Origin of the sequence: Bacillus sp. AFS015802 (assembly GCF_002561455.1) — a bacterium.
Taxonomy (GTDB): domain Bacteria; phylum Bacillota; class Bacilli; order Bacillales; family Bacillaceae_B; genus Rossellomorea.
Window position 1 is genome coordinate 42,771 of sequence record NZ_NTUP01000009.1, and the last position, 25,904, is coordinate 68,674.

25 protein-coding genes are annotated in these 25,904 nt (G+C 39.8%); 24 read left to right on the forward strand and 1 reads right to left on the reverse strand.

The features are described from left to right. Positions 1-172 precede the first annotated feature (172 nt). Positions 173-1,291 carry a glycoside hydrolase domain-containing protein gene (locus CN378_RS06060; RefSeq protein ID WP_179884821.1) on the reverse strand — a complete coding sequence of 373 codons (1,119 nt, stop codon included), beginning with the start codon at positions 1,289-1,291 and terminating at the stop codon, positions 173-175. Between the two features lie 197 nt (positions 1,292-1,488). On the opposite strand from CN378_RS06060, the gene CN378_RS22540 reads away from it, so the two are divergent. From CN378_RS22540 to nadE, 24 genes are all read left to right on the forward strand, one after another. Then, positions 1,489-1,638: a hypothetical protein gene (locus CN378_RS22540; protein ID WP_179884822.1), complete on the forward strand. Its 150-nt coding sequence runs from the start codon at positions 1,489-1,491 to the stop codon at positions 1,636-1,638. A gap of 69 nt (positions 1,639-1,707) precedes the next feature. Continuing rightward, positions 1,708-2,898 (forward strand): alanyl-tRNA editing protein, encoded by a 1,191-nt coding sequence (locus tag CN378_RS06065; RefSeq protein WP_098351028.1) that lies wholly within the window; start codon positions 1,708-1,710, stop codon positions 2,896-2,898. A gap of 585 nt (positions 2,899-3,483) precedes the next feature. Continuing rightward, positions 3,484-4,803: a vWA domain-containing protein gene (locus CN378_RS06070; RefSeq protein WP_179884823.1), complete on the forward strand. Its 1,320-nt coding sequence runs from the start codon at positions 3,484-3,486 to the stop codon at positions 4,801-4,803. Positions 4,804-4,824: 21 nt separating this feature from the next. After that, positions 4,825-5,520: a hypothetical protein gene (locus CN378_RS06075; protein ID WP_098351030.1), complete on the forward strand. Its 696-nt coding sequence runs from the start codon at positions 4,825-4,827 to the stop codon at positions 5,518-5,520. Between the two features lie 15 nt (positions 5,521-5,535). Beyond that, entirely contained in the window at positions 5,536-6,333 is a 798-nt protein-coding gene (gene cpaB, locus CN378_RS06080; protein WP_098351031.1) for a Flp pilus assembly protein CpaB, read from the forward strand. A gap of 77 nt (positions 6,334-6,410) precedes the next feature. Next, positions 6,411-7,538 (forward strand): CpaE/TadZ family protein, encoded by a 1,128-nt coding sequence (locus CN378_RS06085; RefSeq protein WP_179884824.1) that lies wholly within the window; start codon positions 6,411-6,413, stop codon positions 7,536-7,538. Positions 7,539-7,542: 4 nt separating this feature from the next. Continuing rightward, on the forward strand, positions 7,543-8,871 hold the full coding sequence (locus tag CN378_RS06090) for a TadA family conjugal transfer-associated ATPase (protein WP_098351033.1): 1,329 nt from the start codon (positions 7,543-7,545) through the stop codon (positions 8,869-8,871). Next, a complete protein-coding gene (locus CN378_RS06095; protein WP_098351034.1) occupies positions 8,868-9,800 on the forward strand; it encodes a type II secretion system F family protein in 933 nt (310 codons plus the stop codon). Before CN378_RS06090 ends, CN378_RS06095 begins: the two co-directional genes overlap by 4 nt. A 3-nt stretch (positions 9,801-9,803) precedes the next feature. Then, a complete protein-coding gene (locus CN378_RS06100) occupies positions 9,804-10,742 on the forward strand; it encodes a type II secretion system F family protein (protein WP_098351035.1) in 939 nt (312 codons plus the stop codon). A 39-nt stretch (positions 10,743-10,781) separates the two neighbouring features. Further along, entirely contained in the window at positions 10,782-11,000 is a 219-nt protein-coding gene (locus CN378_RS06105) for a hypothetical protein (RefSeq protein WP_098351036.1), read from the forward strand. A 21-nt stretch (positions 11,001-11,021) separates the two neighbouring features. After that, entirely contained in the window at positions 11,022-11,411 is a 390-nt protein-coding gene (locus CN378_RS06110) for a TadE/TadG family type IV pilus assembly protein (protein WP_098351037.1), read from the forward strand. Positions 11,412-11,448: 37 nt separating this feature from the next. Then, positions 11,449-12,129 (forward strand): pilus assembly protein TadG-related protein, encoded by a 681-nt coding sequence (locus CN378_RS06115; RefSeq protein ID WP_179884825.1) that lies wholly within the window; start codon positions 11,449-11,451, stop codon positions 12,127-12,129. Between the two features lie 477 nt (positions 12,130-12,606). Continuing rightward, a complete protein-coding gene (locus tag CN378_RS06125) occupies positions 12,607-13,890 on the forward strand; it encodes a hypothetical protein (protein WP_098351040.1) in 1,284 nt (427 codons plus the stop codon). Positions 13,891-13,902: 12 nt separating this feature from the next. Continuing rightward, the gene (locus CN378_RS06130) at positions 13,903-14,181 is read left to right on the forward strand and encodes a hypothetical protein (protein WP_098351041.1); all 279 of its coding nucleotides are present in this window, start codon (positions 13,903-13,905) and stop codon (positions 14,179-14,181) included. Positions 14,182-14,281: 100 nt separating this feature from the next. Beyond that, complete coding sequence (locus CN378_RS06135; protein ID WP_098351042.1) at positions 14,282-14,695, forward strand: hypothetical protein; 414 nt, start codon at positions 14,282-14,284, stop codon at positions 14,693-14,695. 228 nt (positions 14,696-14,923) lie between these two features. Further along, a complete protein-coding gene (locus tag CN378_RS06140; protein WP_257141030.1) occupies positions 14,924-15,325 on the forward strand; it encodes a YIP1 family protein in 402 nt (133 codons plus the stop codon). A gap of 195 nt (positions 15,326-15,520) precedes the next feature. After that, positions 15,521-16,918: a vWA domain-containing protein gene (locus CN378_RS06145; RefSeq protein ID WP_098351044.1), complete on the forward strand. Its 1,398-nt coding sequence runs from the start codon at positions 15,521-15,523 to the stop codon at positions 16,916-16,918. Between the two features lie 328 nt (positions 16,919-17,246). Then, positions 17,247-18,623, forward strand: coding sequence for a vWA domain-containing protein (locus tag CN378_RS06150; protein WP_098351045.1), 1,377 nt, complete (start codon positions 17,247-17,249; stop codon positions 18,621-18,623). A 226-nt stretch (positions 18,624-18,849) separates the two neighbouring features. Next, positions 18,850-20,226, forward strand: a complete 1,377-nt coding sequence (locus CN378_RS06155) for a VWA domain-containing protein (protein WP_179884826.1) — start codon at positions 18,850-18,852, stop codon at positions 20,224-20,226. Between the two features lie 334 nt (positions 20,227-20,560). Then, complete coding sequence (locus CN378_RS06160) at positions 20,561-21,961, forward strand: vWA domain-containing protein (RefSeq protein WP_179884827.1); 1,401 nt, start codon at positions 20,561-20,563, stop codon at positions 21,959-21,961. Between the two features lie 302 nt (positions 21,962-22,263). After that, on the forward strand, positions 22,264-22,647 hold the full coding sequence (locus tag CN378_RS06165) for a hypothetical protein (RefSeq protein WP_098351048.1): 384 nt from the start codon (positions 22,264-22,266) through the stop codon (positions 22,645-22,647). Positions 22,648-22,692: 45 nt separating this feature from the next. Next, positions 22,693-23,100, forward strand: coding sequence for a hypothetical protein (locus CN378_RS06170; RefSeq protein ID WP_142323582.1), 408 nt, complete (start codon positions 22,693-22,695; stop codon positions 23,098-23,100). A 295-nt stretch (positions 23,101-23,395) separates the two neighbouring features. Next, positions 23,396-24,865: a nicotinate phosphoribosyltransferase gene (locus CN378_RS06175; protein ID WP_098351050.1), complete on the forward strand. Its 1,470-nt coding sequence runs from the start codon at positions 23,396-23,398 to the stop codon at positions 24,863-24,865. Between the two features lie 71 nt (positions 24,866-24,936). After that, the gene (gene nadE, locus CN378_RS06180) at positions 24,937-25,764 is read left to right on the forward strand and encodes an ammonia-dependent NAD(+) synthetase (RefSeq protein ID WP_098351051.1); all 828 of its coding nucleotides are present in this window, start codon (positions 24,937-24,939) and stop codon (positions 25,762-25,764) included. Positions 25,765-25,904 lie beyond the last annotated feature (140 nt).

Here is a 25,904-nt window from a genome sequence, read left to right on the forward strand (position 1 = left end):
CGTTGATTTAATGGAGTTTTTAAAGTTCATTTGTTCTTGTTTATATGGTTAATAGATGGGCGGCATGATGTAAGGCTAACGCCGAACATCTGATCATTTTCACCCATTTCAAGAAACTATTTGTAAATAAAAAACTACCTCCTGAAATAGAAATAGGGGGTAGTTTTTTTGGTTATGAATTGGGTTTCCATAATACCTTTAATAGCTCACCATTGAAAAGATTCGTATCAATGTTACAGGTTTCAGCGTCGATTCCATACTGCCATCCGAATGCAAGGGAGCCTTCCGGTGCTTCGGGATTGTATTCTGGTGCCTCGGCCTGAGATGTGATGCCGACATTTGGTGAAGCGGTCCAAACGTAATTTTCTTTCAATATGGCATTATTACTTTGAACGGCCGTGTTATAGGATTGGTATAGTGCACTTTCCGGGTCGAAGATTCCATAAATACCGGATTCATAAGGGGATGCAGAAATCGTTTCAAACCATCCTCTGATAAATTCTGCATCTACCGGATAGGCAGGTTCAATATCCGCAAATATGGCGACACCGGAGGGAATCCCTAGGCCCTGGGCATATTCAATTGCTTCCTTGGCTTCATTGCTTCCATTTTCATAACCGGTGGCATCATTGAAATTATTAAAGATAGGAAGGATATAATCTCCTTTTGAATGGATCAAGGAAACCTGCTCGGGTGTGAGCCCTCTGGAAATGTCCTCTCTCGTCTCAAGATAGCGTCCGAGAACGGCAGGATCCCCAAAGTTCTCTCTTACACAGGCATAAAAGTTCTCCGTTGTTTCACTGGCAGAATCAATGCCCCAGATAATTTCGGGGGACTCAGGTGGCGGCTCTGTATCATTGCCATTTGTTTTATTCGCAACCTTATTGCTGACATTGATATCAGCTGCGTCGCCGAGTTTATTTCGTGTGGAATTTGAAAAGGTGTAATTTCCATCTCCTTCGACGGTGTTTGTTATATTATTCTCTAAGTCCCCGGAGGTCTCATTAACCTCATTTTCAATAGAACTACTGATTTCCCCGCTTCCATCTTCCTTGCCATTGTTCATGATATTGTTTTTCAGTCTGGCCGTTCCTTCCGACACATTATTAGAGATGACGGTATCTACCTTTCCGACACTGCCGTAGATGTTATTTTCAACCGTATTCGTGATGACTATATTGGCTTTGCTGTCCATTGAGTTGTTTTTACCAATGTTATAAAAGAGAATAAATCCTGAGATCGAAATGATCAAAACGGCTAATAAAATGGAATATCCCGGTGTTACCCTCATATTCTCACCCATTCTTTCGTATTAAGAGTAATGATTACTTCATATTATGAAGAAAGGGCTGATTAGTGTGGGCCGGTAGAGAGTTTATAGGTCTTTAGATGTTTAGCGGGTGAAATAATTAGGTAAAAAGTAGTGTATAAGGTGATATGAAATGCTTTCCCCACCATTCATGAAAAAAGGAAGAAGAGGGTGATGAGATGAAATATACTACTATGGTTTTAAGAGAATTAGTGGAAAGAATCATCGCCGGGGATGAAGAGGCAAAAATGGAATTTGAACGAAGGTGGGAAATTCCCTGGGAACAAGTCGGAACAGTACCCATTTCTATAGAAAAGAAGGATCGTTAGGGCTTAATGGTTCTCTCCGCTCAAGCTATGGTAAAGTAGGAGGAGAACAGTTAGAAAGAGGGTCTACCAATGTCAGTTAAGAAGTATTATCAAGACGCATACATGAAGACGTTTCACACTTACGTTCAAGAACAGCGACAAGATGAACACGGAAGCTGGTACGCCGTGCTGGAACAAACAGCTTTTTATCCCACAGGCGGTGGCCAGCCCCATGATATGGGAACATTAAATGATAAACGGGTTACAGATGTTGAAGAAGTGAACGGAGAGATCCGTCATTACATAGAAGAACCATTTGAAGATATTTCAGGTGTAGTCAAAGGGCAGATCGATTGGAAACGCCGATTCGATCACATGCAGCAGCATGCCGGTCAGCATATCCTCTCGGCCGCATTTGCAGAAGCACTGCAATATGAAACAATTAGCTTTCATCTCGGGAAAGAGTTCCTCACCATTGACTTAAACGTAAGTGATATTAGTAACTCTGACGCAATGATAGCAGAAGAACTCGCCAACCTAATCATAAGGGAAGCACGTCCGATCGAGACGAAGTGGGTGACGGAAGCGGAACTGTCCGACTATCCGCTTCGAAAGCAACCGGCGGTCACCGGAGAGATCCGTCTTGTCATCATACCGGACTTCGACTACAACGGTTGCGGTGGGACCCATCCCCGTTCCACAAGTGAAGTCGGAGCCATCAAGATCCTCGATTGGGAGAAACATAAAGGTCATATCCGATTGCAGTTTATCTGCGGAGACAGGGTCCTCCATCAACTAAACCGTAAGCATGGACTCCTGAAAGAGCTCACAAGTGTACTCCAGGCTCCAGAAGAAAATATGGTACTCACTGCCGAGCAAATGATTACCAAACAAAAAGAGCAGGAGAAAGCATTGGAAGGATTGAAAGAAGTGTTGTTGACGTATGAAGCGGAAGGTTTACTTGGGACGGAGAAAGCTGGATTTACGCTTATCCAAAAAACGTACAGCGACAGACCGATCCAGGAACTGCAGAAGATCGCTCAGCACATCATCTCCAAAAGAGAAGAGGCAATTGTGCTGCTGGTCGTGCAGAACGATCAAAAGCTTCAGCTCGTAGCGGCGAAGGGCTCCTTACCAACCATTAACTTAAGAGAGGTCGCACAACGAGTATTCCCACTGATCAACGGGAAAGGCGGCGGGAAAGAGTCGTTTGTTCAAGGTGGGGGAGAAGCAGTTATGAGTAAGGAAGAACTGCTTGAAAAACTGGTGAACGAACTGTAAGAAGATGAAAAAACCATCCGGCGTATACGGATGGTTTTTTTCAATTATATGGATGTTATTATCTATATTTGGAAAATTCAATCAACATGAAGCTCCCTGAAGGCTTTCACACTTCATTCACAAATGATTCCAATTACCCACTAATTTTAATACTTGTAATAAAACACCTAAAAATTACCACTATAAGATTTAAATACTCTATTGAAAAATCCGGTGTAAACCTTTAGTAGCTATACAATATACCCAATATACCATCAAGTGAAATTTGTAAAATAGTCCAATGATAACAGACAAAATTCGACAAAGACTTTGTCGGATTGACGTTCCCGGTTACCAATGATAATTATTATATAGAAAAAAAGTATCAGGATTCTACAATGAAAAGTTTTTAAACATGAAATTCGTGGTAAATAAGAGTTGAGTTAATTCCAAAATATTGAAAAGTGATACATAAGTATCATTTGTGGGTGGATTTGACATCTTCTTCAATTTTTATTCGTATATAGGTCTATTGAAAAGGGATTAACTTGATACAAAAATATAATGAAGTTTAGATCATCGACAACAAAGGGGAGAAGCAATCACATGAGGAGACTACTTGTATTATTCTTCAGCTGTTCACTTATTGGTCTAGTGGGGTGTTCAGGAGAAGAAACAACTAAGAAAGACCTTAAAGAAACATCCTCAGAAGAGGTGAACAAGGAAAAAGAAAAAGAAGCGGTGAATTTCCCGGAGGCCCCAACTGAACCTGAAGAAATCGTCAAGCAACCATACGGAGAGAAGATGCAGGACGTTGTGACAAAGGTGGAAAATGGGGCTGAAGCGGACATTGACAAAGTGGAAGATATCATGGAAGACTTTCCTGCTGAGGGGCTTAGTGTAGAGGAAACGTTTAACGGGGTGGTCAATTGGTTTGCCCTGGATTATTCGGATTCCTATCAGACCTTGAAAAATTACGAGCCGGATTTCGGTAAATATGATATTGAAGAAAAGAATCAAAAACGAAAGAATGTCGTCATACTCATTGACTCAAGCGGAAGTATGGCCGCAGAGGTAAGTGGCGGTCAGAAAATGGAACTGGCTAAAGAGGCTGTCAGTAAATTTGCGGCCGGTTTTCCAGAAGACGCTACGATTTCTCTTAGAGTCTATGGGCATAAAGGAACGGGATCAGAAGAAGATAAAAAACTATCATGCTCCAGTGATGAACTTGTTTACGAACCCAATACATATGATCAGTCATCTTTTGAGAAGGCATTGACTCAGTTTAAGCCGAGCGGATGGACACCGTTGGGAGCTTCGTTAAAGTCTTCCTACGAGGATCTTAAACAACAGGCTGGAGATGACACAGAGAACATAGTCTACGTAGTCAGTGACGGGGTCGAAACCTGTGACGGCAATCCGGTTGAAGAAGCGCGCAAATTGGTGGAATCGGATTTGAACATCCAAGTCAATATCATTGGATTTGATGTCGATGATAAAGGCCAGGATCAGTTAAAGGCAACAGCAGAGGCAGGAAAGGGTCAATACTTTACTGTGGACAATAAAGTAGAACTCGAGAATTCGCTTCAGGAATTACTGGATAATGCCGTCCAACAAATAGAAGAGAACTTCTCTAAAGCAAGTAACGGAATCGATATTAATAATAGGTCTGTCGAGCTTCAACAACAGGTGGATGACCTGGGAAGAACATTTGATAAGCTTTCTTCAGAAGAACGAACGATTTTTAATAAGGCCATTTTATCACTTCAAAAACAGGAGAAAATAGACCGTGATAAAGCGATGGAAATAGAAGATTTAGCTGACGAGAGACTTCAAACTTTGGAGGATTTTGCGGAGAAGCTCGAGAATGAGGCGAGAGAGAAAGTGAAGAATAAGAGGGAGAGCTTATTCAAGGCGATGGAATAAAGAGGGAAAGAGGAATGAATGATGTTTATTGTAGTTGATGAATCACTAGGGTTGCCCAAAAATCTATTAACGGAAGTTCATATCCGGCCTACAACTCTTAAAAAAGGAATTTCGTTGTCTTATGCATTAGAAAAAGGAAAGAAAAGTTGGGGGTTTGGTAAACTCCCTCTAACAATGACTACAACAGATGAGATGCTTGAAGAAGTATACGGTTGGTCCATGCAGGATCGGGAAGTTCTATATATTTATGATGAACATACCACACCAGCTGCTTGGGTGAAGAGATTGCAAAACTGGTTCTACCCCAACCAGCACATCTATCTGGTGAATGGATCCGTTAATCGGGGGTTAGCCCTTCATTTACTTTCAAATAGACCGGAAATACCATCTCTATTAGAAGGAACCCGCACGGAATATGTGATTACATCCAGTTCTAAGTATCTTGAAGGACGGACTTATTTAAAGATGGGGAAAAAGAAACCTAAAAAATATTATCTAATAAAGAATAGGGTTATCGAATCTACTGCTTCTACAGTTGACGAACTTGTAGAAGATATCATGCGAAAACATTCTTCACAAAACTGGATCATTACATCCAATGGGGAATTCAATCAAAAAGAATTAAAAGGAGAGTATTTTCAGCTTGAGGAAGATGCCCTCCCAATAAGTAGTCATAACGTTTATTTATATCCGCTTCAACAAGAAAATATTGAATAATGGAGTGAACAGTCGATGATCGACTCAAAAAGAAAAGCTATCATATTTTTGACATTATCATTTATATTGGCGGTTGTGGCAGCGGGGGTCATCCTCGTTCAAATCAGCCAGGCACAGGAACGTCTTGGAGAAACGGTCAAGGTGGCTGCTGCTGCGGGTGAAATTAAATCTTATCATGAGATCAAATCGTCAGATATTAAATGGATAGAACTACCGAAGAACAGCGCCTATCAATCTTTTATTACAGATGAAGAAAAATTAAAGAATGTTATTTCATTAGTAGATATTAAAGAGGATGATATCCTTACCGGAACTCTCATAAGGGAGAAGGTTAATATTCCTGCTGATGAGCGGGTGGTTTGGCTGAATGCTACAGAGATCGTTTTGATTGATCAAGGTGTTGTCGAAGGAGATCAGGTAGACATCATTGTGTCGAGAGAAATTGATAAGAAAGTAGAAACAAAACGGTTGTTAAGCAATGTACCAGTCGTACAAATTGAAACCCCTGATGATAAACCCGAAGAAGGTCCAGCGCAAAGAGTAAAGATCTCTTTATCCGTAGAAGAAGCGGAAAAGCTCATTCACTACCAGAATTTCGCTAAACAAATCAGGGTGCTTCGAGTCAACCAAGTCGCTGATGATAAAGAGACTACCCAAGGTGTAAGTACTGAAGCAAAAAAAGAAACTGAGGTTAAGAAAGAAGAAAAACCGAAGGAGCAGCAAAAAGAAACCCAAGCAAAAGATGCCAAAAAAGAAGATTCTAAAAAAACAACTCCTGCTGCTGAACAAAAGAAACAGAATAACGGTCAGTGATTTGTCTAACTTCTAACTGACTTTATGGCTGAAAAGCAGCTTAATGAAAATATGTGGATCTGGAAGGATGCGACATTGTGAGTAAATTTAATGCCATATTAATTACACAGGATCAAGATTGGAGTGAACGTTTTAAAGGGATTGAGGAAAAGCATCAATTAGAACTGACCGTTACTCCTGAATGGAAAAAAACAATAGGAAACCAACAGCATTACCATTACTATTTTGTGGATGTAGATTCCATTGAATATCCGAATCAGCTACAGTTTACAAGTTCCAGTTTCGTGATTGGTCTATCACGAACAGCGGATTTTGATCAAACGAGAGAGTGGTTGATTGCCGGGGCAAAGGATCTGGTAGTTTTCCCAAAGGAACTAAATAGATTAGAAGAGTTAATCCGTGAGAGCAAAGAGCAGATCAAATTTCACAGAGAGACAGAAATCGGATACGGTACGGGAGAGGTTCACGCCTTTTATAGTGCAAAAGGGGGAAGTGGAAAGACGCTATTGGCTGCAATGATGGCTCAGTCATTGAGTGTGCATCATAGCCAAAAGGTGCTATTAGTGGATTTGAATGCACAATTTGGGGCCATCGACAGTTTGTTTGGGTTGCAACCCCCACGTTCTTACTACGACCTAATTCCTGTTATGGATGAAATGGAAATGAGGCATCTGCAGAACATTGCTAGTGTGGAAGAAGAGAATGGTGTCACAATCATTACCGGGCCATCCAACCCGGCTAAAGCCGAAGAGATATCGGATGAATTAATTTCTAAGATAATCAGGGTGGCAAGGTCCCACTATGACTATATTATTCTCGATTTGCCTTCTACTATTAATTCCATTACCTTCACAGGATTAAGTGAAGCCACAAAGGTGCACTATATATTGACGCCGGACAGCTTGGGGATGAGATGTTTCAAATATGCAGATGAATTGTTCGAACGCTTTCAAATTGGTATGAACGGTACTCTCTCCATCGTATTGAATAGGTCTCATTCAAAATCTGAACTTCACAAAAAAGATATTGAGAAAATTATAGCCAAGGATGTTAATGGTACAATCTCTTCTGATTATTTCGGAATCCAACCCTACATGAATATGGGCGTAAGTTTCTTCAAGAAGAAGAAAGATAAAGGGGATTCCAAAGCGTCAAAAGATATGAAGAAATATGTCGAAGAAACTATAAATCAAGAAATGAGGTGATGAAATGTCCTGGGTTGAAAAGGCTGCATCTCAACGACCCACAAATACCCAGTGGAATGTGGGGCAAAGTCAAGTCGATGTCTGGGTTAGGCACTATAAAAACAGATTAATCAAAGAAGCCAATTTAGAGAACATCACAACGATGAACCCGGTTGAGCGAAAGAAGACAATCGAGCGGCTCGTCAAGCAAATGATCAATGAAGAGAAGGTTATTATCCCTAATGACCAAACTGAAGAAATTGTTCAGCAGATCATTAATGAATCCGTAGGGTACGGTCCTCTTGAAGAACTATTACGAGATGAATCCATAACAGAAATAATGGTGAATGGTCCATTTGAGGTATTTATCGAAAGAAAAGGTAAGCTCGAAGAAACGAGTATCAGATTTAAAGATGATGAGCACGTCCGTCATATCATCGACCGAATCATCGCTCCTCTGGGAAGAAGGATTGACGAGAGTTCGCCGATGGTGGATGCGAGACTCCAAGACGGAAGTCGTGTAAATGCGGTCATCCCCCCAATCAGTATCGACGGGGCATCCATTTCCATCCGGAAATTCAAGAAGGATCCTTTTACACTGGAAGATCTTCAATCCTTCGGCAGTTTTTCAAACGATATGGGTGAATTTCTTCGGGCAGCAGTAAAAGCTAAAACCAATATCCTTGTTTCCGGGGGAACAGGAAGTGGGAAGACTACTTTGTTGAATGTGTTATCCGACTCTATCCCATATGGCGAGAGGGTCGTCACCATTGAGGATATGGCCGAACTTCGTTTCAGCTATGATAACTTAGTGAGATTGGAAGCACGGCCTCCGAATATGGAAGGTAAAGGGGAAATCACAATTCGGCACCTTGTGAAAAATGCTTTGAGAATGAGACCCGACAGGATCATCGTCGGGGAGGTTCGTGGCTCAGAAGCAATTGATATGTTACAAGCGATGAATACTGGGCATGAAGGATCTCTAACAACGGTGCATGCCAACACACCAAAAGATGCATTGGGACGATTGGAAGCTATGGTCATCATGTCTGGTCTTCCTTTAACAGTTGATGTCATTCGCGGCTACTTTGTCGGTGCGCTTGATTTGATTGTGCAAACATCGCGTTTCTCGGATGGGAAGAGAAGAATTGTGAACATCTCAGAACTGGTAGAAGAAGATGGGGAAATTATTGCAAAAGACATTTTTAAATTCAATCGAACAGCAACAAGAGCTGATGGCACAATTGAAGGTGAATTTGTGGCAACCGGATATATACCAAACATTTATAAACGATTCGTTTCGTACGGTGTAGATTTTGATAAATCCCTCTTAACAGAAGGTGCTCTTACATGAACATGGCATGGATCACCTTAACAGCCAGCATGTTCACCTTTGCCATATCTATCTTCTATTTCTTCTCTCATAGAAGCATGAAGGATACAAGGAAAAGAGTGGATTCATGGTTCGAGAGTGAAGAACTCAATGAAAGACGGAGCTTCGTCTTCCTCATTGGGGATAAATTCGATGGTTCTGAGTTATCCGAAGAGCTGGAGAAAAAGCTCGTGCAGGGAAGTATCCCTCTGAAGCCTTCTGAGTATATGGGGCTTTATCTCTTAGCAATCGGTGCTTTGACCCTATTAAACTATTTTCTATTTGGTTTATACCTATTGATGGCCTTGCTGTTTTCTTATCTCATGGTCTTATTTGGATCCAAACTTCTCCTCAACTCGAGGAAAAATAAAAGAACAGAGACCTTTAATAAACAGCTGCCTGAAATTTGCCGGATGATGAGTAACGGTATAAAGGCAGGGCAGACCATACCTCAAGCCATTGAAATGGTGAGCAGGGATATTAAAGAACCAAGCGCTGCGGAGTTCCGAAAAATGGATCATCAGCTAAAGCTGGGAGACAGCCTGGAACTGGTCATGAATGAATTTCGGGAACGGATCGCAAGTAATGACATTAATATATTTGTCAGCACGATTCTGATCCAACAGAGAGTAGGGGGGAATCTTGCAGAAGTTCTTTCAACTATGGCAGAGACGTTGGAAGAAAGAAGCAGGGTTCACAAAGAAATTGCTACTGTTACAGCTGAAAGTAAGTCCATTGCTTATATTCTGGTGGTAATGCCATTTTTGATGGCTTTAATGATGAATCTTTTTATCAAGGGATTTTTGAATGTACTTTTTACCCCTTTTGGATTATTGCTCTTTGCTATCTTTACCGTAATTGTCATGTTTGCTTTCGTATTAATAAAACGTCTGACGCATATAAGGGTGTAGAGAATGAGACTAGTTGGATTTTTTTCAATCGTCATGATTTCATTGATTTTGATCATGCTTTTTATAGGATTTGTTTATTTATTCCTTTATATCGCCAAGAGGGAAAACCTCTTATTGGAACAAGGATATAACCCAAAGAAGAAAAAGAAAAAAGTTTCTTTAAGACAGCGAATCATGGTTCCGATTATTAAGTGGGGCATCAAGGCGGGCCCAATCGGAATAAAGTATCCTTTCTTTGCAAACGTAGAGAAGCACGACAAAATGCTGAAAGAAGCAGGAAATCCCCTGGGCATGGACCTTCAATCGTTTTATGGGGTTCGTTTCGTGTTAGCCCTTATAGGGTTGGGTTTTGGAAGTCTTTACAGTTTTATCGGAATGCCTTTCGCTCTCCAGATTTTACTGCTTTCGGTTCTGGGGGGATTTGCAGGCCCAAGTGCCTGGTTATATTTCAAAGCGAAATACAGACAGGAGACCATCAGTGTGATGATGCCGGATTTTCTCGATACGGTGAGTGTGACACTTCAAGCCGGAGTGAGTCTGGACGGAGCACTAAAGCAGGTTACCAAGCAGTTTGAAGGTCCATTGAGTGAAGAAATCGACCGTTTCAACAAAGAAATAGAACTGGGTGTTCCGCGCCTTTCAGCGTACGAACATATTACAGAGCGAAATTCTTCTAAAGAATTACACACTTTAGTCAATGCTTTGATTCAAGGATCATCTTTAGGAGTGTCGGTTTCGAGGACATTTAAATTGCAGGCAGACGATTTAAGGGCTAACCGAGGATTCATTGCGAAAGAAAAAGCGGCAAAAGCAAGCCCTCAGATTACCCTGGTTACAACATTCTTTGTTGCCCCTGCAGTATTTGGATTAATCATCGGATTGTTGGTACTGAACATCATCTACAATCCACAGGCTTTTGGTTTGGAGTCTTTCCTTCAATAGAAGGATCTATATTATAAAAAACAATTAGGAGGAAACAACATGCTAACAAAAATGTGGTTGAAAGCAAACGCAACTTATTCTCGTTACGTAGACAATGAAAAAGGAGCCCAGGCCCTAGAGTGGGTTGCACTCGGATTGGTGGTACTTGCAGTAATGGGAGCCATTGCATCAGGGGTAGGCGATAATACGTCAATCGGTAGAACGATTGTGAGTAAGCTTGAAGAGATGATTAACAAAATTGGCGGCGGTGGTAGCTGATCGTCATTGGAGTGAAGAATCGTGAAGAAGCTTTTTAAGAAGCATGTCAAAAATGAAAAAGGTTCACAGGCTATCGAATTTCTAGCCATGTTCCCTTTGGTGATCTTAGGAATGCTAATCATATGGCAGGTTGCCCTTATTGCTTATTCCATTGTAGTGGCAGAAAGTGCTGCAAGGGATGGTGCAAGGGCAGCCGCGATCCATGATGAAGATTGGGAGCAGGTTGCCCGTAAATCAGCTTTTGGAATTCATGTGGAGAATGTGACAGGGGGACCTGGTGATGAAGAAGCAAGGGTCGAAGTAATGGTGAAAGCACCCGTGATATCCTTACCCCTAATTCATGAAATGGAGTTCGATTTTACGGCAGATGCTGTAATGCCAATGGAAGAAAAGGCTGATTCAGATGACTAAATGTAAAGAGTATATAACAAATGAAAGAGGCAGCGGCATGCTGGTACTGATTATCGGCATGCTCATTGCCGCTATCTTCATTGCCTTTATTTTCTTTGACTTTTCCAATGTATTCATTAACAAACGTGTAACCCAAACCGGGGCAGATGCAGCAGCCCTTGCAGCTGTAAAAGAGTCAGGGAAAACCCTAAAAGAAGACCTCCGGGATGAAACACAGGATAAATTGGATGACTTAAAAGAAGCGTTTGAAGATTTTCTTGAACAGGCAGAGGATGAAGGTTCCGAAGACGAAGAGGAACCAAAGGATCTACCTTCTCCTGATGAATTACTAGATGATTTCATCAGTCAGGTCGAGGCAGAGTTAGGCCGCCCAATGCCAAACGATATTAAAGAGTGGCTTAAGAATTCCAGTGTAGAAGTGGATGCCAACTCCGCTTTAAAATTCTTTTTTGAAGAAGATGAAGTCAGTGAGATCGCTTGTAAATCGGTAAGAGATAATATTAGTGGTGCAAGAGAAGCGGCAGAAAGATATGCAAAAGAGAATCAAAACGACCGTTTAGTCGATATTCGGTTTATCCCGGAAGATTTTCGAATTTATGTCGAGACGGATCGCAAAGGACAATATGTGACGGTATCGGATGATATGCTAAGTCCTGTAAAATCCGAATCATCTGCTCGAATAGGAAGTCCGAAAGGCTTTACGGTTTCATGTGATTAGAAAAGTAGGTTTGAGAGATGAAAGTACTAAGCATCATTATGTTTGTATTATTGCTGTGTTATTTGGTTTAAGCTTTTTTGCAGGTCATGACTCACTGCAGCCTTACTTGATGATCTTAGTGTGGATCAGAAGGGTGTTGCTTGGTGTGGTCATGGTATTGGGTGGAATTAGTATGTACAAACTTTTGAATACCCCTCGAAAGCAGAAAAAGGGGTACTAGTGTAAAGGCGATGGTGATGATCCATCGCCTTTACACTAGTACAGGGGAATATAGGAGAATATTCACAAAATAGAAATTCTATCTAAAGCATCAGAATCTCTTTCTCTGTAAAAAACGTAAATAATATAGACAGTAACTCGTTCAAGTGATGAATGGTGTAAAAGGTGAAAGGTTGTCTTGAAGCTTTAACAGTAGTGGAAAGCATACTATAGATTCAGGTTTAATTCGTTAATTCTCAAAGAAGTGGAGGGAGTAAGGTGCAACACAAACAGATGGGGAAAAACTTGCTTTTGTTCCTACTCGTATCATTCATATTGTTCATATTTGTTCAGCCGGCTTTCGCAGATGTTGGGGAAGTGGATATGGATCAGAACAGTGTAAGTAAGACTGAAGCAGGAGATAGTGAAAGCGGTGAAACGATCGATGGTGAGACAGACTTACCTTGGTGGAAGAGAGCACTGGAATTTGGAGAAAACGTCATTGAGGACGTTGGAGATGGCGTCAGAGATTTCGGTGACTGGGCATCGAATGAATGGAATCAATTCAAGGAAGACTGGCCGGATCGGTGGGATAAAATCAAAGGGGGATTCGAAAACGCCTGGGATGCCACCTCAGATTGGTTTAGTGACCGTGCCGACGATGTAGGTGACTTCTTCGGGGCAGTCGGTGACTGGTTTGCTGAAAACGAATGGGCCCAAACTGTACTCGCTGCAGTCATAGCAACAGGAGCAATAATAGGAGCAATTGCTCTTGTGGCCACCCCTCCTGGATGGATTATGATGGCAGTAATAGGTGCAGGAGCACTTGCTGGTGGATTCTTATATCAAGGGGCAGCCGCAAACGCAGGTGCGGAGTATAGCTTCTTTGGTGCTCTGAGTTGGGCGTTTGCCGGGGGAATCGCTGGAGGAATTGCGCAAGGTACAGGGACCTTGCCTTTCTTACTAAGGCTAGCGGGAAGTAGTGCTAGGGCATTTCCGGGGGCGGCGGTTAGGTATTTTAGTGGATCTGGATTATTTAGGAATACATTAGTAGGTTCTACAGTTTCAGGCGTTTTTTCTCTAGGTAAGATGTTGATAACTGGAGATGTTGATGGATCAGATTTAATAGTAGATACTGTGTTTGGTGGTCTAGCTGGGGGAATATTAGGGCCCCTAGGAGGGCCAATAGCAAATGCCTTTTCAACTAAAAATCTATATGAAATAGTTAAATTTGGTGTTATAACAAGTAGTTACGCTGGTATGGATAATTTTATAGCTGAAGGTCTAAAAGGTACTTGGGACACTTCTAATATACTTATTGGCATGGCAGCAGGAGCAGGTATGTATAGTGTGTTTGGTCCAATTAGTAAGTATCTAGTTAAATATTGGACTACACCGAATACATCCGAAGCAGATGAATTAATGGATCAGGTTGGGGAAGAATTTTTGAATAAGAGCTTTGAAGAACCATATAAAGGATTTTTAGAAGATTCAATTGAAAATCCAGAACCACCAAAACCCTCAAAGCCAAAACAACCAGAAATAAAACCACTAAATAACTAAGGGGGAAAAAGAATGAAAGAGCTAAGTACAAAAGGGAAAATTAGTGTATTAGTAGGTTTTTTCTCCATAGTATCTGCGATATTCTATATATTTTTTGCTATGGATGGAAGATCAAAACCAACAGATCAGGATAACTTGTTTTTTATTACAGTGATTATTATTGCAGTTGTTTCTGTAATATTTACAGTAGCAGACAGAGCAAAAACAAGAGGGGGAGAGTTCTCTTGGAAGAAGTTCGGGATCATCCTTCTAATTGTCATTCTCTTTGGCTTATGGAGATTAACAGTATAACGAATTAATAGCCTAAAAAAAGCTTGAAAGCAAATTTCAAGCTTTTTTTAAAGATAGTACATTCCATTTTTAGGGATTTAAGTAAAGGGAGATTATCGCAATGAAAATAATTGATGCAAAAAAAAGAGTGAAAACGATGGGAATTGTAGCTGTAGTGATCATGGGGATTCAATTATTATTCCTTTTAGCAATGGTGACGCTAGGGCAGTCATTTTTACCAGGGTTAGATTTATGGAGTATTGTAGACGTCTTTATCGGTTGTGCATTGGTCATTTGGTTATTAGTGAAAAAAAGTCGGACAGCCGCAGTAGGCTTACTGGTTCTTTATATTATTGCTCAGATCGTGATGGTATTTACGATGCAGAATGCAACAATAGGTTTTTGGATTGGACGTTTAACGATGGTTACGATCATTTTAACCATTTATGGTCGCGGTGTGCAAGGTGCTTTCGCATATCATCGATTGAAAAAGCAGGAGGAAGACCAAAAAGCATCAGAGCGAGTTGCTTATTAATTTTTTTATGAACGAAAATCCAAGCATTTAATATTCTCTCAGAAGATGTTTCAATGAACACTATTTTGTAATAGGGAAAAAATAAGAAAGGGAGCTAAAGAGTTGAAGATCAACAACCTAATGCTCGTCTGCCTTGTGTTTATTAGCATAGGGGCCTTTGGTGAAAAAGTAAGTGTCAGCTTATCAGAGGAATTTGGGGTCAGTCCCCCTGCATACTAATGCGTTATTGTGACGGGGGACAGACCCCAATTTTTCTGGGGACTATCCGGATTAATGTACTGGGGGATTGGCAAAGTCTTTAAAGGGTCTGCCAGCTTTAAAGAGATTCTTAAGGCAACAGCATGGGCCAATATTCCAATTGTCTTATCGCTCCTATTATGGATTCCCGACATTCGAGTATTCAAACTTGGTGCTTTTTCAGCTTTTCCACCTCCACTCTCTCCAGGAGAAAGTGGGATCATCATTGCTTCATCCATTATGGAAACGGTACTTTCCGTCTGGTATATCATCATCCTTATTAAAGCGATTGCGGAAGCTCACCAATTTTCTTCATGGAAGGCACTTGGTACAGCGATATTGCCAGGCGGGGTCATGTTGATTTTTGTTGCGATGCTTATGGTTGTTTCATAATGTCATTAGCGAAGCGATATTGGTAAATATAGAGCTTGCAAGCTGAACTGCAGCTACTCCTCTTCCAGCAATTCAACTAGTTGAGGCAAGTGAAGCAATAGTTGCAGGATTGGAGTGGATAAAAGCGATAGTTTTTAGGCTTTTTAAATTACAGCTAAATACAATATTTTAAGAGTAATCACTTGGGGGAATAACATGAGGAATTTTAGAGTAACTCTGACATTATTAATAGGAGTATCTATATTAATTACGGGGTGTGGCAAAGAAGAGAAAGAAGAGAAAGAAGAGCAACAAAGTATTGAGCAGGCTGTTAGTAATAATAGTGAGTCTTCAGACATGGGTAGTGTAGAACCTAAGGGAAAACAAGAAGAAAAAAGTATGAAGATAACACCATTACCCGATACCTACAAAGAGCTTGAAAGTCTACCTGTAGGGAAAGATTCTAGTTATATTCCCACGGCAACAAATGAGGAAAAGATGCAAGCGATAGAGCTCTTTAAAAACTTGCCGAACATTAAAGAGAATCCTTCTCAGAAAGAATTAGACTATTACTATCAGGAATTGCTTCAGAGAGTACAGAAAGACTTTAAAGGTCCGGAAACTTTGTTTAAACAAATGCGTTTTCAATCTTTTGGGAACCCTGATATTGAAGACTCACGCTATCAATTTAAGGATAATTTAAATGTAGAAGTAATTCTAGATTCATCAGGAAGTATGGCTCAGAATGCAGGAAACAATACCAAAATGGACGCTGCAAAAGAAGAAATAATGGAATTTATAAGAGAGTTACCAGAAGGAACAAGAGTAGGATTAAGGGTGTATGGACATAAAGGAAGCAATGCTGACAAAGATAAAACACTATCCTGCAGCAGTTCTGAGGTCTTATATCCAATAGAACCTTTTGAAGAATCAAAGTTCGAATCAGCTCTGAAGGATGTACAACCAACAGGATGGACCCCCATATCTCTTGCTTTAAATGAAGCTAAGCAAGACTTGATGAAATACGATGGAGAAAGTAATACAAACATTGTGTATTTAATAAGTGATGGGATTGAGACCTGTGATGAGGACCCTGTATCTGCCGCTAATAAACTATATAAATCCAACATTAGTCCAATTATTAATGTTATTGGATTTAATGTTAATGGTGAGGGGCAAAGACAGCTAAAAGAGATTGCGGACTCAACTGAGGGCATCTATCAAAACGTAGAAGATCAAGATGAACTGAAATCAGAGCTCAATAAAATTAATGATGTAGCAAACTCATGGAAAGAGTGGAAGGAAAAAGGTAAGCAATCCATAGATCTTAAAGAGGTGCAAAATAGCTTGGAGATTTTTAACTATATTACTGAGGAAGAATCCAAGTCTCTCAACGAGAAAGATCAAATTAATCTACTCGGTTATACTTTTCAGCAAAATAGCCTTATGAGTAAGGAGTCTCGTATCTATATTGAAGAGAAGAACAATAAGTATCATGAATGGATAGATTTAGAAATTGAAAAATTCAATTCGGAATTAAAAAATATTAATCAACAGAATTATCAGCAAGCCAAAAAGATACTTGAACATAAATATCAAATTAATACTCAATGAATGAAGTGAATATTTCACGAGGAATTTGGGGTCAGTCCCCCTGCATACTAATGCGTTATTGTGACGGGGGACTGACCCCATTTTTCCCGAGATTTAATTGACGCATCTTTAGATGAAATCTTAGAGGATTTAAAATCAATGAATGAAAACGAGATAGAATCCTTAAAAGAAGAAATAAAAAATAAATATAAAACTGAAGTGGAATGAGCGAGGTTGGGATTGTTAGCTAGTAGTAGAATAGCGGGCTTACATGGATTTTTGCTATCGTCGCTCGAACATAAAAACTGTCCATTCAGAATAAAATCTCTCTCAATACAGGAGGCATCCCATGAAATATCTTACAATGATCTTGCTTTCACTGAGTCTTTTTCTTATTGGTTGTGATGAAGAAGTGACGACAGAAAATACATCCCATCAAAGTGAAAATAATACTAAAAACAGTAAGCAAGAAGAAGAGGGAAAAACAGATAACACCAAAGAAAGTTTCTATGATGAGATAAAGGAAGTTCCTGAAAGTGCCGAGGAATTAATTAATCAGTCACCGGGTCAATTCGCTGCAAAGCCAGTTAGTTCGGATGAATGGGAGTCTAAAGTGATGAAAGAGATAAGAAAAGCTCCTTCCTTAAGTGAAAATCCCACAGAAGAAGAATACGATAATTACTTTAAATATTTATATTCTCTAGTGTCTGAAGATTTTCAAGACCCTCAAGAACTACTGAAAAAATGGGAATATGCTGTATCGGGCACCCCTAACGCAACTGATGAAAAATATAAATTTAAAGAAAACTATAATATTGAAGTTATTTTAGATTCAAGTGGGAGTATGAAGAATAAGGTCGGTAACCAAACACAGATGGCACTGGCAAAGGAGTCCATTCATAACTTCCTCTCTACTGTACCAGAGGAAGCAAATGTCTCTTTAAGGGTCTATGGCCATAAAGGAACAGGATCTGATGCTGACAAAGAGAAAAGTTGTTCAAGTGTTGAACAGGTATATGATTTCAAACCATACAACGAGAAAGAATTTGAACAAGCCTTAGACAGTTTTCAGCCAAGTGGTTGGACACCTATAGAGGGAGCACTAAAAGCATCCAAGAAAGCATTTTCGTCATATGATTCTGAAAGCAACACTAACTTAATCTATCTAGTGAGTGATGGTATCGAAACGTGTGATGGAAACCCAGCCGGATTTGCTAAAACACTTGCAGATTCAAATATTAACCCAATCGTAAATGTTATTGGGTTCAATGTTGATAGTGAAGCACAGAAACAATTAAAAGAAATCGCCTCTAATACAGACGGTACCTATACAACCGTCACGAATTCAGACCAACTTGAGAATGAATTTAACCGAGCTAAGGATGTGTTGGGGAGTTGGAAAGAATGGAAAGAAGACGCTTTGGATGATGTGGATGCCAAAGAAACAGACGCATATTTTGATGTTTTAGGATATACGAATGATTTTTATTTCACTGGTCTAAGTCAGTCTAACAACCTATCTAGCTTAATACAAAATATTTATTTAGAGGATATTATTACCCAAGAAGATAAGGAAGAATTACAGAACAGATTAAAGAATGTTGAAGATTTACTAAAAGAAGCAGAAAAAGAAATCGAAAATGATTTAAATAATAGTAGTTCTAAGAGATTGAACGATCTAAAGGATGAAATTCACAAGAAATATGACAGTAATACGAATCCATAGATTCATAGATTCTTAAATGTGAAAAAGAATATGGGAGACAATGGGGATGGATACTTGAAGCACTTTAAATCAGAGACTCGGAAAACATTCTCCATTATGGAACCGAACAGAGTAAATAAACAAGAACCATTGAACAAAAAAATATTCATTTTAAGTAAAATGTAGAAAATTCTAATCCACTGATTAAAGTAATCAAACAAGTTACATGCATTCAAGGAGGATATACATGAAAAAATACCTTTTCGTATGGCTCCTGCTGGCTTTGGTGTTATCAGGTTGTAATAGCGCTGAGCAAAAAGCAGATAACCAAAATAAGAGTCAAGGAACTGAAAAGAAGGAAAAAGACGCTTCGGAGACGAAGGAAAATAAAAAACCCAAAGAGGATTTTTACATTAATATATCCGAAGTGCCAAATTCAGTGGAAGCGGTAATTGGTCAGTCACCTGGTACATTCGCAGGTGAACCAATAAGGAGTGAAGAATTTGAGCCTACTCTTTTCAAGGAAGTTGAAAATGCTCCTCCACTAAGCGAACATCCAAGTGAGGAAGAGTATGATCAATATTTTAAGTATCTGTATTCTTTAGCTGCGGTTGATTTCCCTGACCCCCAAGACCTTGTGAAAAAGTGGGAATACAGCATGTCAGGTACTCCCAATACTACCGATGAAAGATACCAATTTAAAGACAATTACAATATTGAAATAATATTGGATTCAAGCGGGAGCATGAAGAATGATGTTGAAGGTAAAACTCAAATGGACCTTGCAAAACAAGCCATTAATGACTTCCTGTCAACCGCTCCTGGAGAAGCCAATGTATCTCTAAGGGTCTATGGCCATAAAGGATCTGGCTCGGATCAAGACAAAAAAATGAGTTGCTCCAGAGTGGAACAAGTATATGGGTTTGATAAGTATAATAAAGAACAATTTGATAAAGCATTAAACAGCTTTGAGCCGAGTGGCTGGACGCCTATTGAAGGAGCATTAAAAGCATCAAAAGAAGCGTTCAGCAAATTTGATTCAAAGAATAATACGAATCTTATTTATCTTGTAAGTGATGGGGTCGAGACTTGTGACGGAAATCCTGTTGAATTTGCTAAAACCTTTGCGGACTCTAACATTAAACCAATTGTCAATGTCATCGGATTTAACGTGGATGGCGCTGCTCAAAAGCAGTTGAAATCTCTTGCTGATAACACTAACGGTATTTATACAACAGTGACCAATGCTAAACAATTAGAGGAAGAATTTGACCGTGCAAAGGATGTTTTAGAGAGTTGGGAAGATTGGAAAGATGACGCACTCAATGATGCTGATGCCAAAAAAGTAGACGCAAACTTTGACATCCTAAGCTATACAAATGACTATTCATTAATGGCAGACATCCAGAATAATAATTTGTACGGGATCATCGCTGATCTTTCTTTAGAAGATGTAATTACTATTGAACATAAGAAAGAACTTATGGAAAGAAAAGAAAATGTAAAAGATTTAATAGATGAGTCTGAAAAGAAAATAAAAGAAGATTTGGAAATGAGCAGAGATAAGAATATTGACCAGTTAAAAAAAGAAATCAATGAAAAATATAGTACTAATATAAATTAGTATTCTTGAATAACTAGAATTTCAGGTCAGTCCCCCTGTATACAAAAATGTATTATTGTGACGGGGGACTGACCCCATTTTCCCAAACTTACACAGGAAACTAAAGAGGTTAATAGGCTCTAAATTGGATCGGGGTCGCTGCTGCCATTATTACCATTGTAACTTTATTGTCTACTGCAGTGAGTAGTAGTGGAGATGGAGGATCAGGCATGGTGTCAAGCATCTTTGAAAAAATACAATCCATGATTGAGTAATAGTCATAATATAAGAGCAAGTAGTCTATTTAGGCTTGTTCCTTTATACTATGATTTTATTTAGAAAGTGGGGGGAACGAGTGGTTAATAAATACAAATCGAGTGTATCCTTTATTGCTATCCTTTTAGCTATATTAATTGTTGTAGCGGGGTGTAAAGAAGAACAGAAAGACTTTAAATCAACCAATACTACTTCTAATAGCGTAGAAGAACCAGAAGAAGAAAGTAAGCCAAGTGATAAAAAGGAATCTGTTAAGTATGAAGTCATTAGCTATTCTCCTGTTGCTCCTGAGAAGATGGAAGATATAATCAATTATCCTGCAGGACCATTTGTGAACAATCTGTTTAGAGAAGAAGAAGATAAAATTGAGATTGTGAAAGAATTAGAGAAACTCCCCAGTTTAAATGGTACGGAAGGTGAAGAAGTTTACGAGGCTTATTGGAATACCCTTGTTCAAATGTTTGCGGGAGATTATAAAGATCCAAACCAATTGATAGAAATGCTTAAAATAAAATCATTTGGCAGTCCAGAAATAGATGATCCCAGGTATCAATTCAAAGAAAACCTAAACGTTGAAATCCTTTTAGATGCAAGTGGTAGTATGAAGGCTCAAGTCAATGGAAAATCAAAAATGGAATTAGCGAAAGAAGCTATTTCAAAATTCACCGAGTCTTTACCTAGTGACGCAAAAATTGCTTTGAGAGTATATGGTCATAAGGGAACAGGAAGTGATAAGGATAAAGAATTATCATGTAAAGCCAATGAAAGAGTCTTTGGTTTCTCGAATTATGATAAGGACAAAATGAGCAGTACGTTAAAAAATATTGAACCAAAGGGCTGGACACCTGTCGCTAATTCCCTTCAAAAAGCGAGTGAAGATCTCTCAATGTACCCGGCTGATCAAAATACAAATATTATTTATCTTGTCAGTGACGGGATTGAAACTTGTGACGGGGATCCAATTACAGCGGCGAAAGAACTAAAAGAATCGAATGTAAAACCTATTGTCAATGTTATTGGTTTCGATGTAGATGCAGCTGGACAAAAACAATTAAAAGAGGTAGCGAAATCTGCTGATGGCTCCTATGCCAATGTATATAATCTCGATGGATTAACAAACGAGTTTGACCGAGCGAAGGAAATTGCTGAAAAGTGGGAATCTTGGAGAACGAAAGCTTTAGGAGATAACCTTACTCGAAAAGTATTGAATACGAGTGATATTTTTCAATTCGCTGCAGACTGGGGTAGTACTAACTTGGAAGAAACCAACAATTTGAGGGGCTCGTTGCTTTATTTAAAGAAAAATGAAAGGGTGACAGGAGAAGCTTTCAATTATTTAAATGAAAAAGTTGATGAGAGGAGAGAAAACATCCTCGATATGAAGAAAGTATTTGAAGAAGATATGCACAATTTAAACGAAGCTAACTTTGAAGGAATGAACCAGATTATTAATGAAAAATACAATAATAATAAAGAATAGGTTGGGGAAAAAACATGTATAAAATAAGTGTAGAAAAGTTCTAAGAATTTGGGGTCAGTCCCTCTGCATACTAATGCGTTATCGTGACGGGGAACTGACCCCATTTTTAAAATTCAGCGTTTTTTGTAAACGTATCCTTTGTTCATCCAATCATATTAAATGGATCATATAATCAAAGGTTTGTGATAGGGGACTGACCCCATTTTCCGGATAGAAATAAAACCTTAGGCTCAGAATCTGTGAAAAAACCGGTAAAAAAGTTTGGGGTTGTACAAATAAAACTTTAATGGGGGAGAAATAACATGGGTGAATTGAACAAAAAAACAAAAAAAGTAATTAAAAAGAAGAAAAGGTGGAATGAGCGTATAGAAGTTTCTCGTCATATTGCAGAAATCAATGGGGGGTTATATTACTATGTTCTATTTTTAAATTTATTCGGGATTCCACAAGGGGCTGTCGTTGTTAGAAATGATGGTGATATGCCCGGAAGAGACATTGCAAAAAAAGTTGTATTTAAAGTAAGTTCATATAACAATATTATGCGTTTTGCTGGTCAATCTAAAGATGGTATGAAAGATATTGTGAAACGTCCAATAAAAACAATGAAAACAGTTGAAAATCAGGTTGAAGAATATTTTGGTGAGGTAATTCCTGTGGAACAACCACTTCATAAAGAATTAACCTAGTTAATTGACTTGTGTAAAACTATGCAGGAGAACCAACCGAAATTTGTGCAAATGTTTAAAGAAATATGTTCGATTGGAGTGTCTCAAGATTTTAAAAAAGTATTAACATCAGAGACATTTGATAGAATCCATGAGATCTTTATTGAATGGCATGTGCTTCTATATAAAGAGCAACGTATGCAACTATTAAATTTCTATGATATTCCTTTAATTAAGCAACATGTGGACAAGAGTAACACAGGGAAGAAATTAAATAAAACATTAGAAAATATGCATACAGAAAAAAGAAGAGAATCGTTTGTTAACTTTTTAGAAGGTGTTATTCACAAAGAAGTAGGGGATATTAGTGATTTGTCCTTCTCTCCAGAAGATGTTGAGTCTTTTAGACAATTGAAGATTGAAGAAGGATATCAAATGTTTGAGTCAAATCTCGTCCCACAAATAAGGAACTAAGAAGGGAAATTTGATGGGGGATCCGGAGAATTCCATACAGATAAAGGAGTTTTTAATTATCCTATGGTACAAAAATTAGAACCCACTAAAATGCTTAACATGACTTTCATATAATGCCTTTATAAATTTTATAAATAGACTAAATTATTTCCCCCCACAAAGAATATAAATTTAACCAAACGTTTGTACAAACCCAACCCTAAACTAATCATTCGATATCCCACCCAATATTGGTTAAAATAGAAAAGACTCAATCATGTTCAACAATTGGCTATAGCTTAAAGGAGAGAAATACATGACGAACTATGCAGATGATAGTTTAGCGTTGCATACAGATTTGTATCAGATAAATATGACGAAGGCGTATTGGGATGATGATTTCCATAATCGAAAGGCTGTTTTTGAAGTGTTCTTTCGAAAGCTGCCTTTTGGCAATGGATATGCGGTATTTGCCGGCCTTGAACGGATCATTGAATATGTGAAAAAGTTTCATTTCTCAGAAAGTGATATCGAGTATTTACGGGAGTTGGGGTATGAGGAGGCGTTTCTGGAATATCTGGCGGAGCTTCGTTTTACTGGGACGATCAGGTCCATGCAGGAAGGGGAGGTTGCGTTCGGGAATGTCCCCCTTGTCCGGGTGGAGGCGCCGCTTGCTCAGGCTCAGTTACTGGAGACGGCAATCCTGAATATCGTGAACTACCAGACATTGATTGCGACGAAGGCGAACCGGATCAAGCAGGTGGTACAGGATGAGGTTGTGATGGAGTTCGGGACGAGACGTGCCCATGAGCTCGATGCAGCCATATGGGGAACACGGGCTGCGTACATCGGCGGCTTTGATGCGACGAGTAATGTCCGGGCCGGGAAGTTATTCGGCATGCCGGTTTCCGGCACCCACGCCCATGCCATGGTACAGGCTTACCGGGATGAGTATCAGGCGTTCCATAAGTATGCGGAAAGCCATAAGGATTGTGTGTTCTTAGTGGATACGTATGACACGTTGAAGTCCGGTGTGCCGACGGCGATCAGGGTAGCGAAGGAGCTCGGTGATAAGATCAACTTTAAGGGGATCCGCCTTGATAGCGGAGACATGGCGTACCAATCAAAGAAGGCCCGCAAGATGCTGGATGATGCCGGATTTACGGATACGAAGATCATCGCTTCCAACGATTTGGACGAGTATACGATCTTAAACTTGAAGGCGCAAGGAGCGCAGATTGATGTATGGGGTGTCGGGACGAAGCTGATCACGGCCTACGATCAGCCCGCTTTGGGTGCCGTGTATAAGCTCGTGTCCATAGAAAATGAGTCAGGTGAAATGGAAGACACGATTAAAATTTCAAGTAATGCCGAAAAAGTTTCGACTCCCGGGATGAAAAGGGTTTATCGCATCATCAATACGGTTAATCATAAATCAGAGGGCGAATATATTGCCCTGGATCATGAACATCCTGAAAGTCAGGAACGGTTGAAGATGTTCCATCCCGTCCATACGTATATCAGTAAGTTCGTCACGAATTTCGAAGCGAGGGAGCTTCATGTGGATGTTTTCAAGGACGGCGAGCTTGTGTATGATACGCCTCCACTGGAAGATATGAGAAGCTTCGTGAATGAAAACCTTGAATTGTTATGGGATGAGTATAAGCGTTCCATGAACCCGGAAGAATACCCTGTGGACTTAAGTGAAGAGTGCTGGAACAATAAGATGGATCTCATTCATCGCGTAAAAGCCGAAGTAAAAGAAAAACATAGCGAAAATTGGTAAGTTTGCCTGGGATTGGGTAAGATAAAAAGATATAATATGATGTAACAAAACCTAACATGGAGTGTGAAAACATGGATTCTCTTCAAAAACAAATCGTAGAAGAAATGATGGTCTCCCCGGAAATCAATCCGCAGGAAGAAATCCGTCGCAGCGTCGACTTTATGAAGGCTTACTTGAAGAAGCATTCATTTTTGAAAAGTCTGGTCCTTGGCATTTCGGGCGGCCAGGATTCTACTTTATTAGGTAAACTTGCTCAGATGGCCATTGATGAAATGAATCAGGAATCCGGTTCATCGGAGTATGCTTTTTATGCTGTCAGACTTCCTTACGGGGAACAAGGGGATGCTCAGGATGCCATTGATGCTGTGGAATTCATCAATCCGACCGTGTCGATGACGGTCAATGTCCAACCCGCAGTCGATGCAAGCGTCGAAACGTTGAAGAGTAATGGCATCGAGCTTTCCGACTTTGTCAAAGGGAACGAAAAGGCACGTGAACGGATGAAGGTGCAATTTGCCATAGCCGCCATGAAGAATGGCGTGGTGCTTGGTACAGATCACTCTGCTGAAGCGGTCACCGGCTTTTACACCAAATACGGCGATGGAGCGGCAGATCTGGTTCCCCTTTTCCGCCTGAACAAGCGTCAAGGGAGAGCGCTTTTGATCGAGCTCGGCTGTCCTGAACACTTATACAATAAGAAGCCGACAGCGGACCTGGAAGAAGATCGACCGTCGCTTCCGGACGAAGAAGCCCTTGGCGTCACGTACGATCAGCTGGACGATTACCTGGAAGGGAAAGAAGTCCCCGCTGAAGCCAAGAAAACCATTGAAGGTCATTACCTGAAAACACAGCACAAACGTCATCTGCCGGTCACGGTGTTTGATGATTTTTGGAAATAAAGAAGTGAAGCCGATTCTCGATTGATGGAGAATCGGCTTTATTTATTTCGACAGAAAATTGCAGATCCCCAACCTCAGCACCTCATCTCCTACCAATTCCCCAAAATTTCTATACCAATTTCCCAATTTATAGAGGATTT

Excerpts from the sequence above, each read along its gene's own strand:
- CN378_RS06145 (WP_098351044.1), top strand. The coding sequence starts at position 15,521 with ATGAGGAATTTTAGAGTAACTCTGACATTATTAATAGGAGTATCTATA.
- CN378_RS06115 (WP_179884825.1), top strand. The coding sequence starts at position 11,449 with ATGCTGGTACTGATTATCGGCATGCTCATTGCCGCTATCTTCATTGCC.
- CN378_RS06155 (WP_179884826.1), top strand. The coding sequence starts at position 18,850 with ATGAAAAAATACCTTTTCGTATGGCTCCTGCTGGCTTTGGTGTTATCA.
- CN378_RS06065 (WP_098351028.1), top strand. The coding sequence starts at position 1,708 with ATGTCAGTTAAGAAGTATTATCAAGACGCATACATGAAGACGTTTCAC.
- nadE (WP_098351051.1), top strand. The coding sequence starts at position 24,937 with ATGGATTCTCTTCAAAAACAAATCGTAGAAGAAATGATGGTCTCCCCG.
- CN378_RS06130 (WP_098351041.1), top strand. The coding sequence starts at position 13,903 with ATGAAAGAGCTAAGTACAAAAGGGAAAATTAGTGTATTAGTAGGTTTT.
- CN378_RS06135 (WP_098351042.1), top strand. The coding sequence starts at position 14,282 with ATGAAAATAATTGATGCAAAAAAAAGAGTGAAAACGATGGGAATTGTA.
- CN378_RS06060 (WP_179884821.1), bottom strand. The coding sequence starts at position 1,291 with ATGAGGGTAACACCGGGATATTCCATTTTATTAGCCGTTTTGATCATT.
- CN378_RS06070 (WP_179884823.1), top strand. The coding sequence starts at position 3,484 with ATGAGGAGACTACTTGTATTATTCTTCAGCTGTTCACTTATTGGTCTA.
- CN378_RS06150 (WP_098351045.1), top strand. The coding sequence starts at position 17,247 with ATGAAATATCTTACAATGATCTTGCTTTCACTGAGTCTTTTTCTTATT.
- cpaB (WP_098351031.1), top strand. The coding sequence starts at position 5,536 with ATGATCGACTCAAAAAGAAAAGCTATCATATTTTTGACATTATCATTT.
- CN378_RS06175 (WP_098351050.1), top strand. The coding sequence starts at position 23,396 with ATGACGAACTATGCAGATGATAGTTTAGCGTTGCATACAGATTTGTAT.
- CN378_RS06090 (WP_098351033.1), top strand. The coding sequence starts at position 7,543 with ATGTCCTGGGTTGAAAAGGCTGCATCTCAACGACCCACAAATACCCAG.
- CN378_RS06075 (WP_098351030.1), top strand. The coding sequence starts at position 4,825 with ATGTTTATTGTAGTTGATGAATCACTAGGGTTGCCCAAAAATCTATTA.
- CN378_RS06095 (WP_098351034.1), top strand. The coding sequence starts at position 8,868 with ATGAACATGGCATGGATCACCTTAACAGCCAGCATGTTCACCTTTGCC.
- CN378_RS06100 (WP_098351035.1), top strand. The coding sequence starts at position 9,804 with ATGAGACTAGTTGGATTTTTTTCAATCGTCATGATTTCATTGATTTTG.
- CN378_RS06105 (WP_098351036.1), top strand. The coding sequence starts at position 10,782 with ATGCTAACAAAAATGTGGTTGAAAGCAAACGCAACTTATTCTCGTTAC.
- CN378_RS06165 (WP_098351048.1), top strand. The coding sequence starts at position 22,264 with ATGGGTGAATTGAACAAAAAAACAAAAAAAGTAATTAAAAAGAAGAAA.
- CN378_RS22540 (WP_179884822.1), top strand. The coding sequence starts at position 1,489 with ATGAAATATACTACTATGGTTTTAAGAGAATTAGTGGAAAGAATCATC.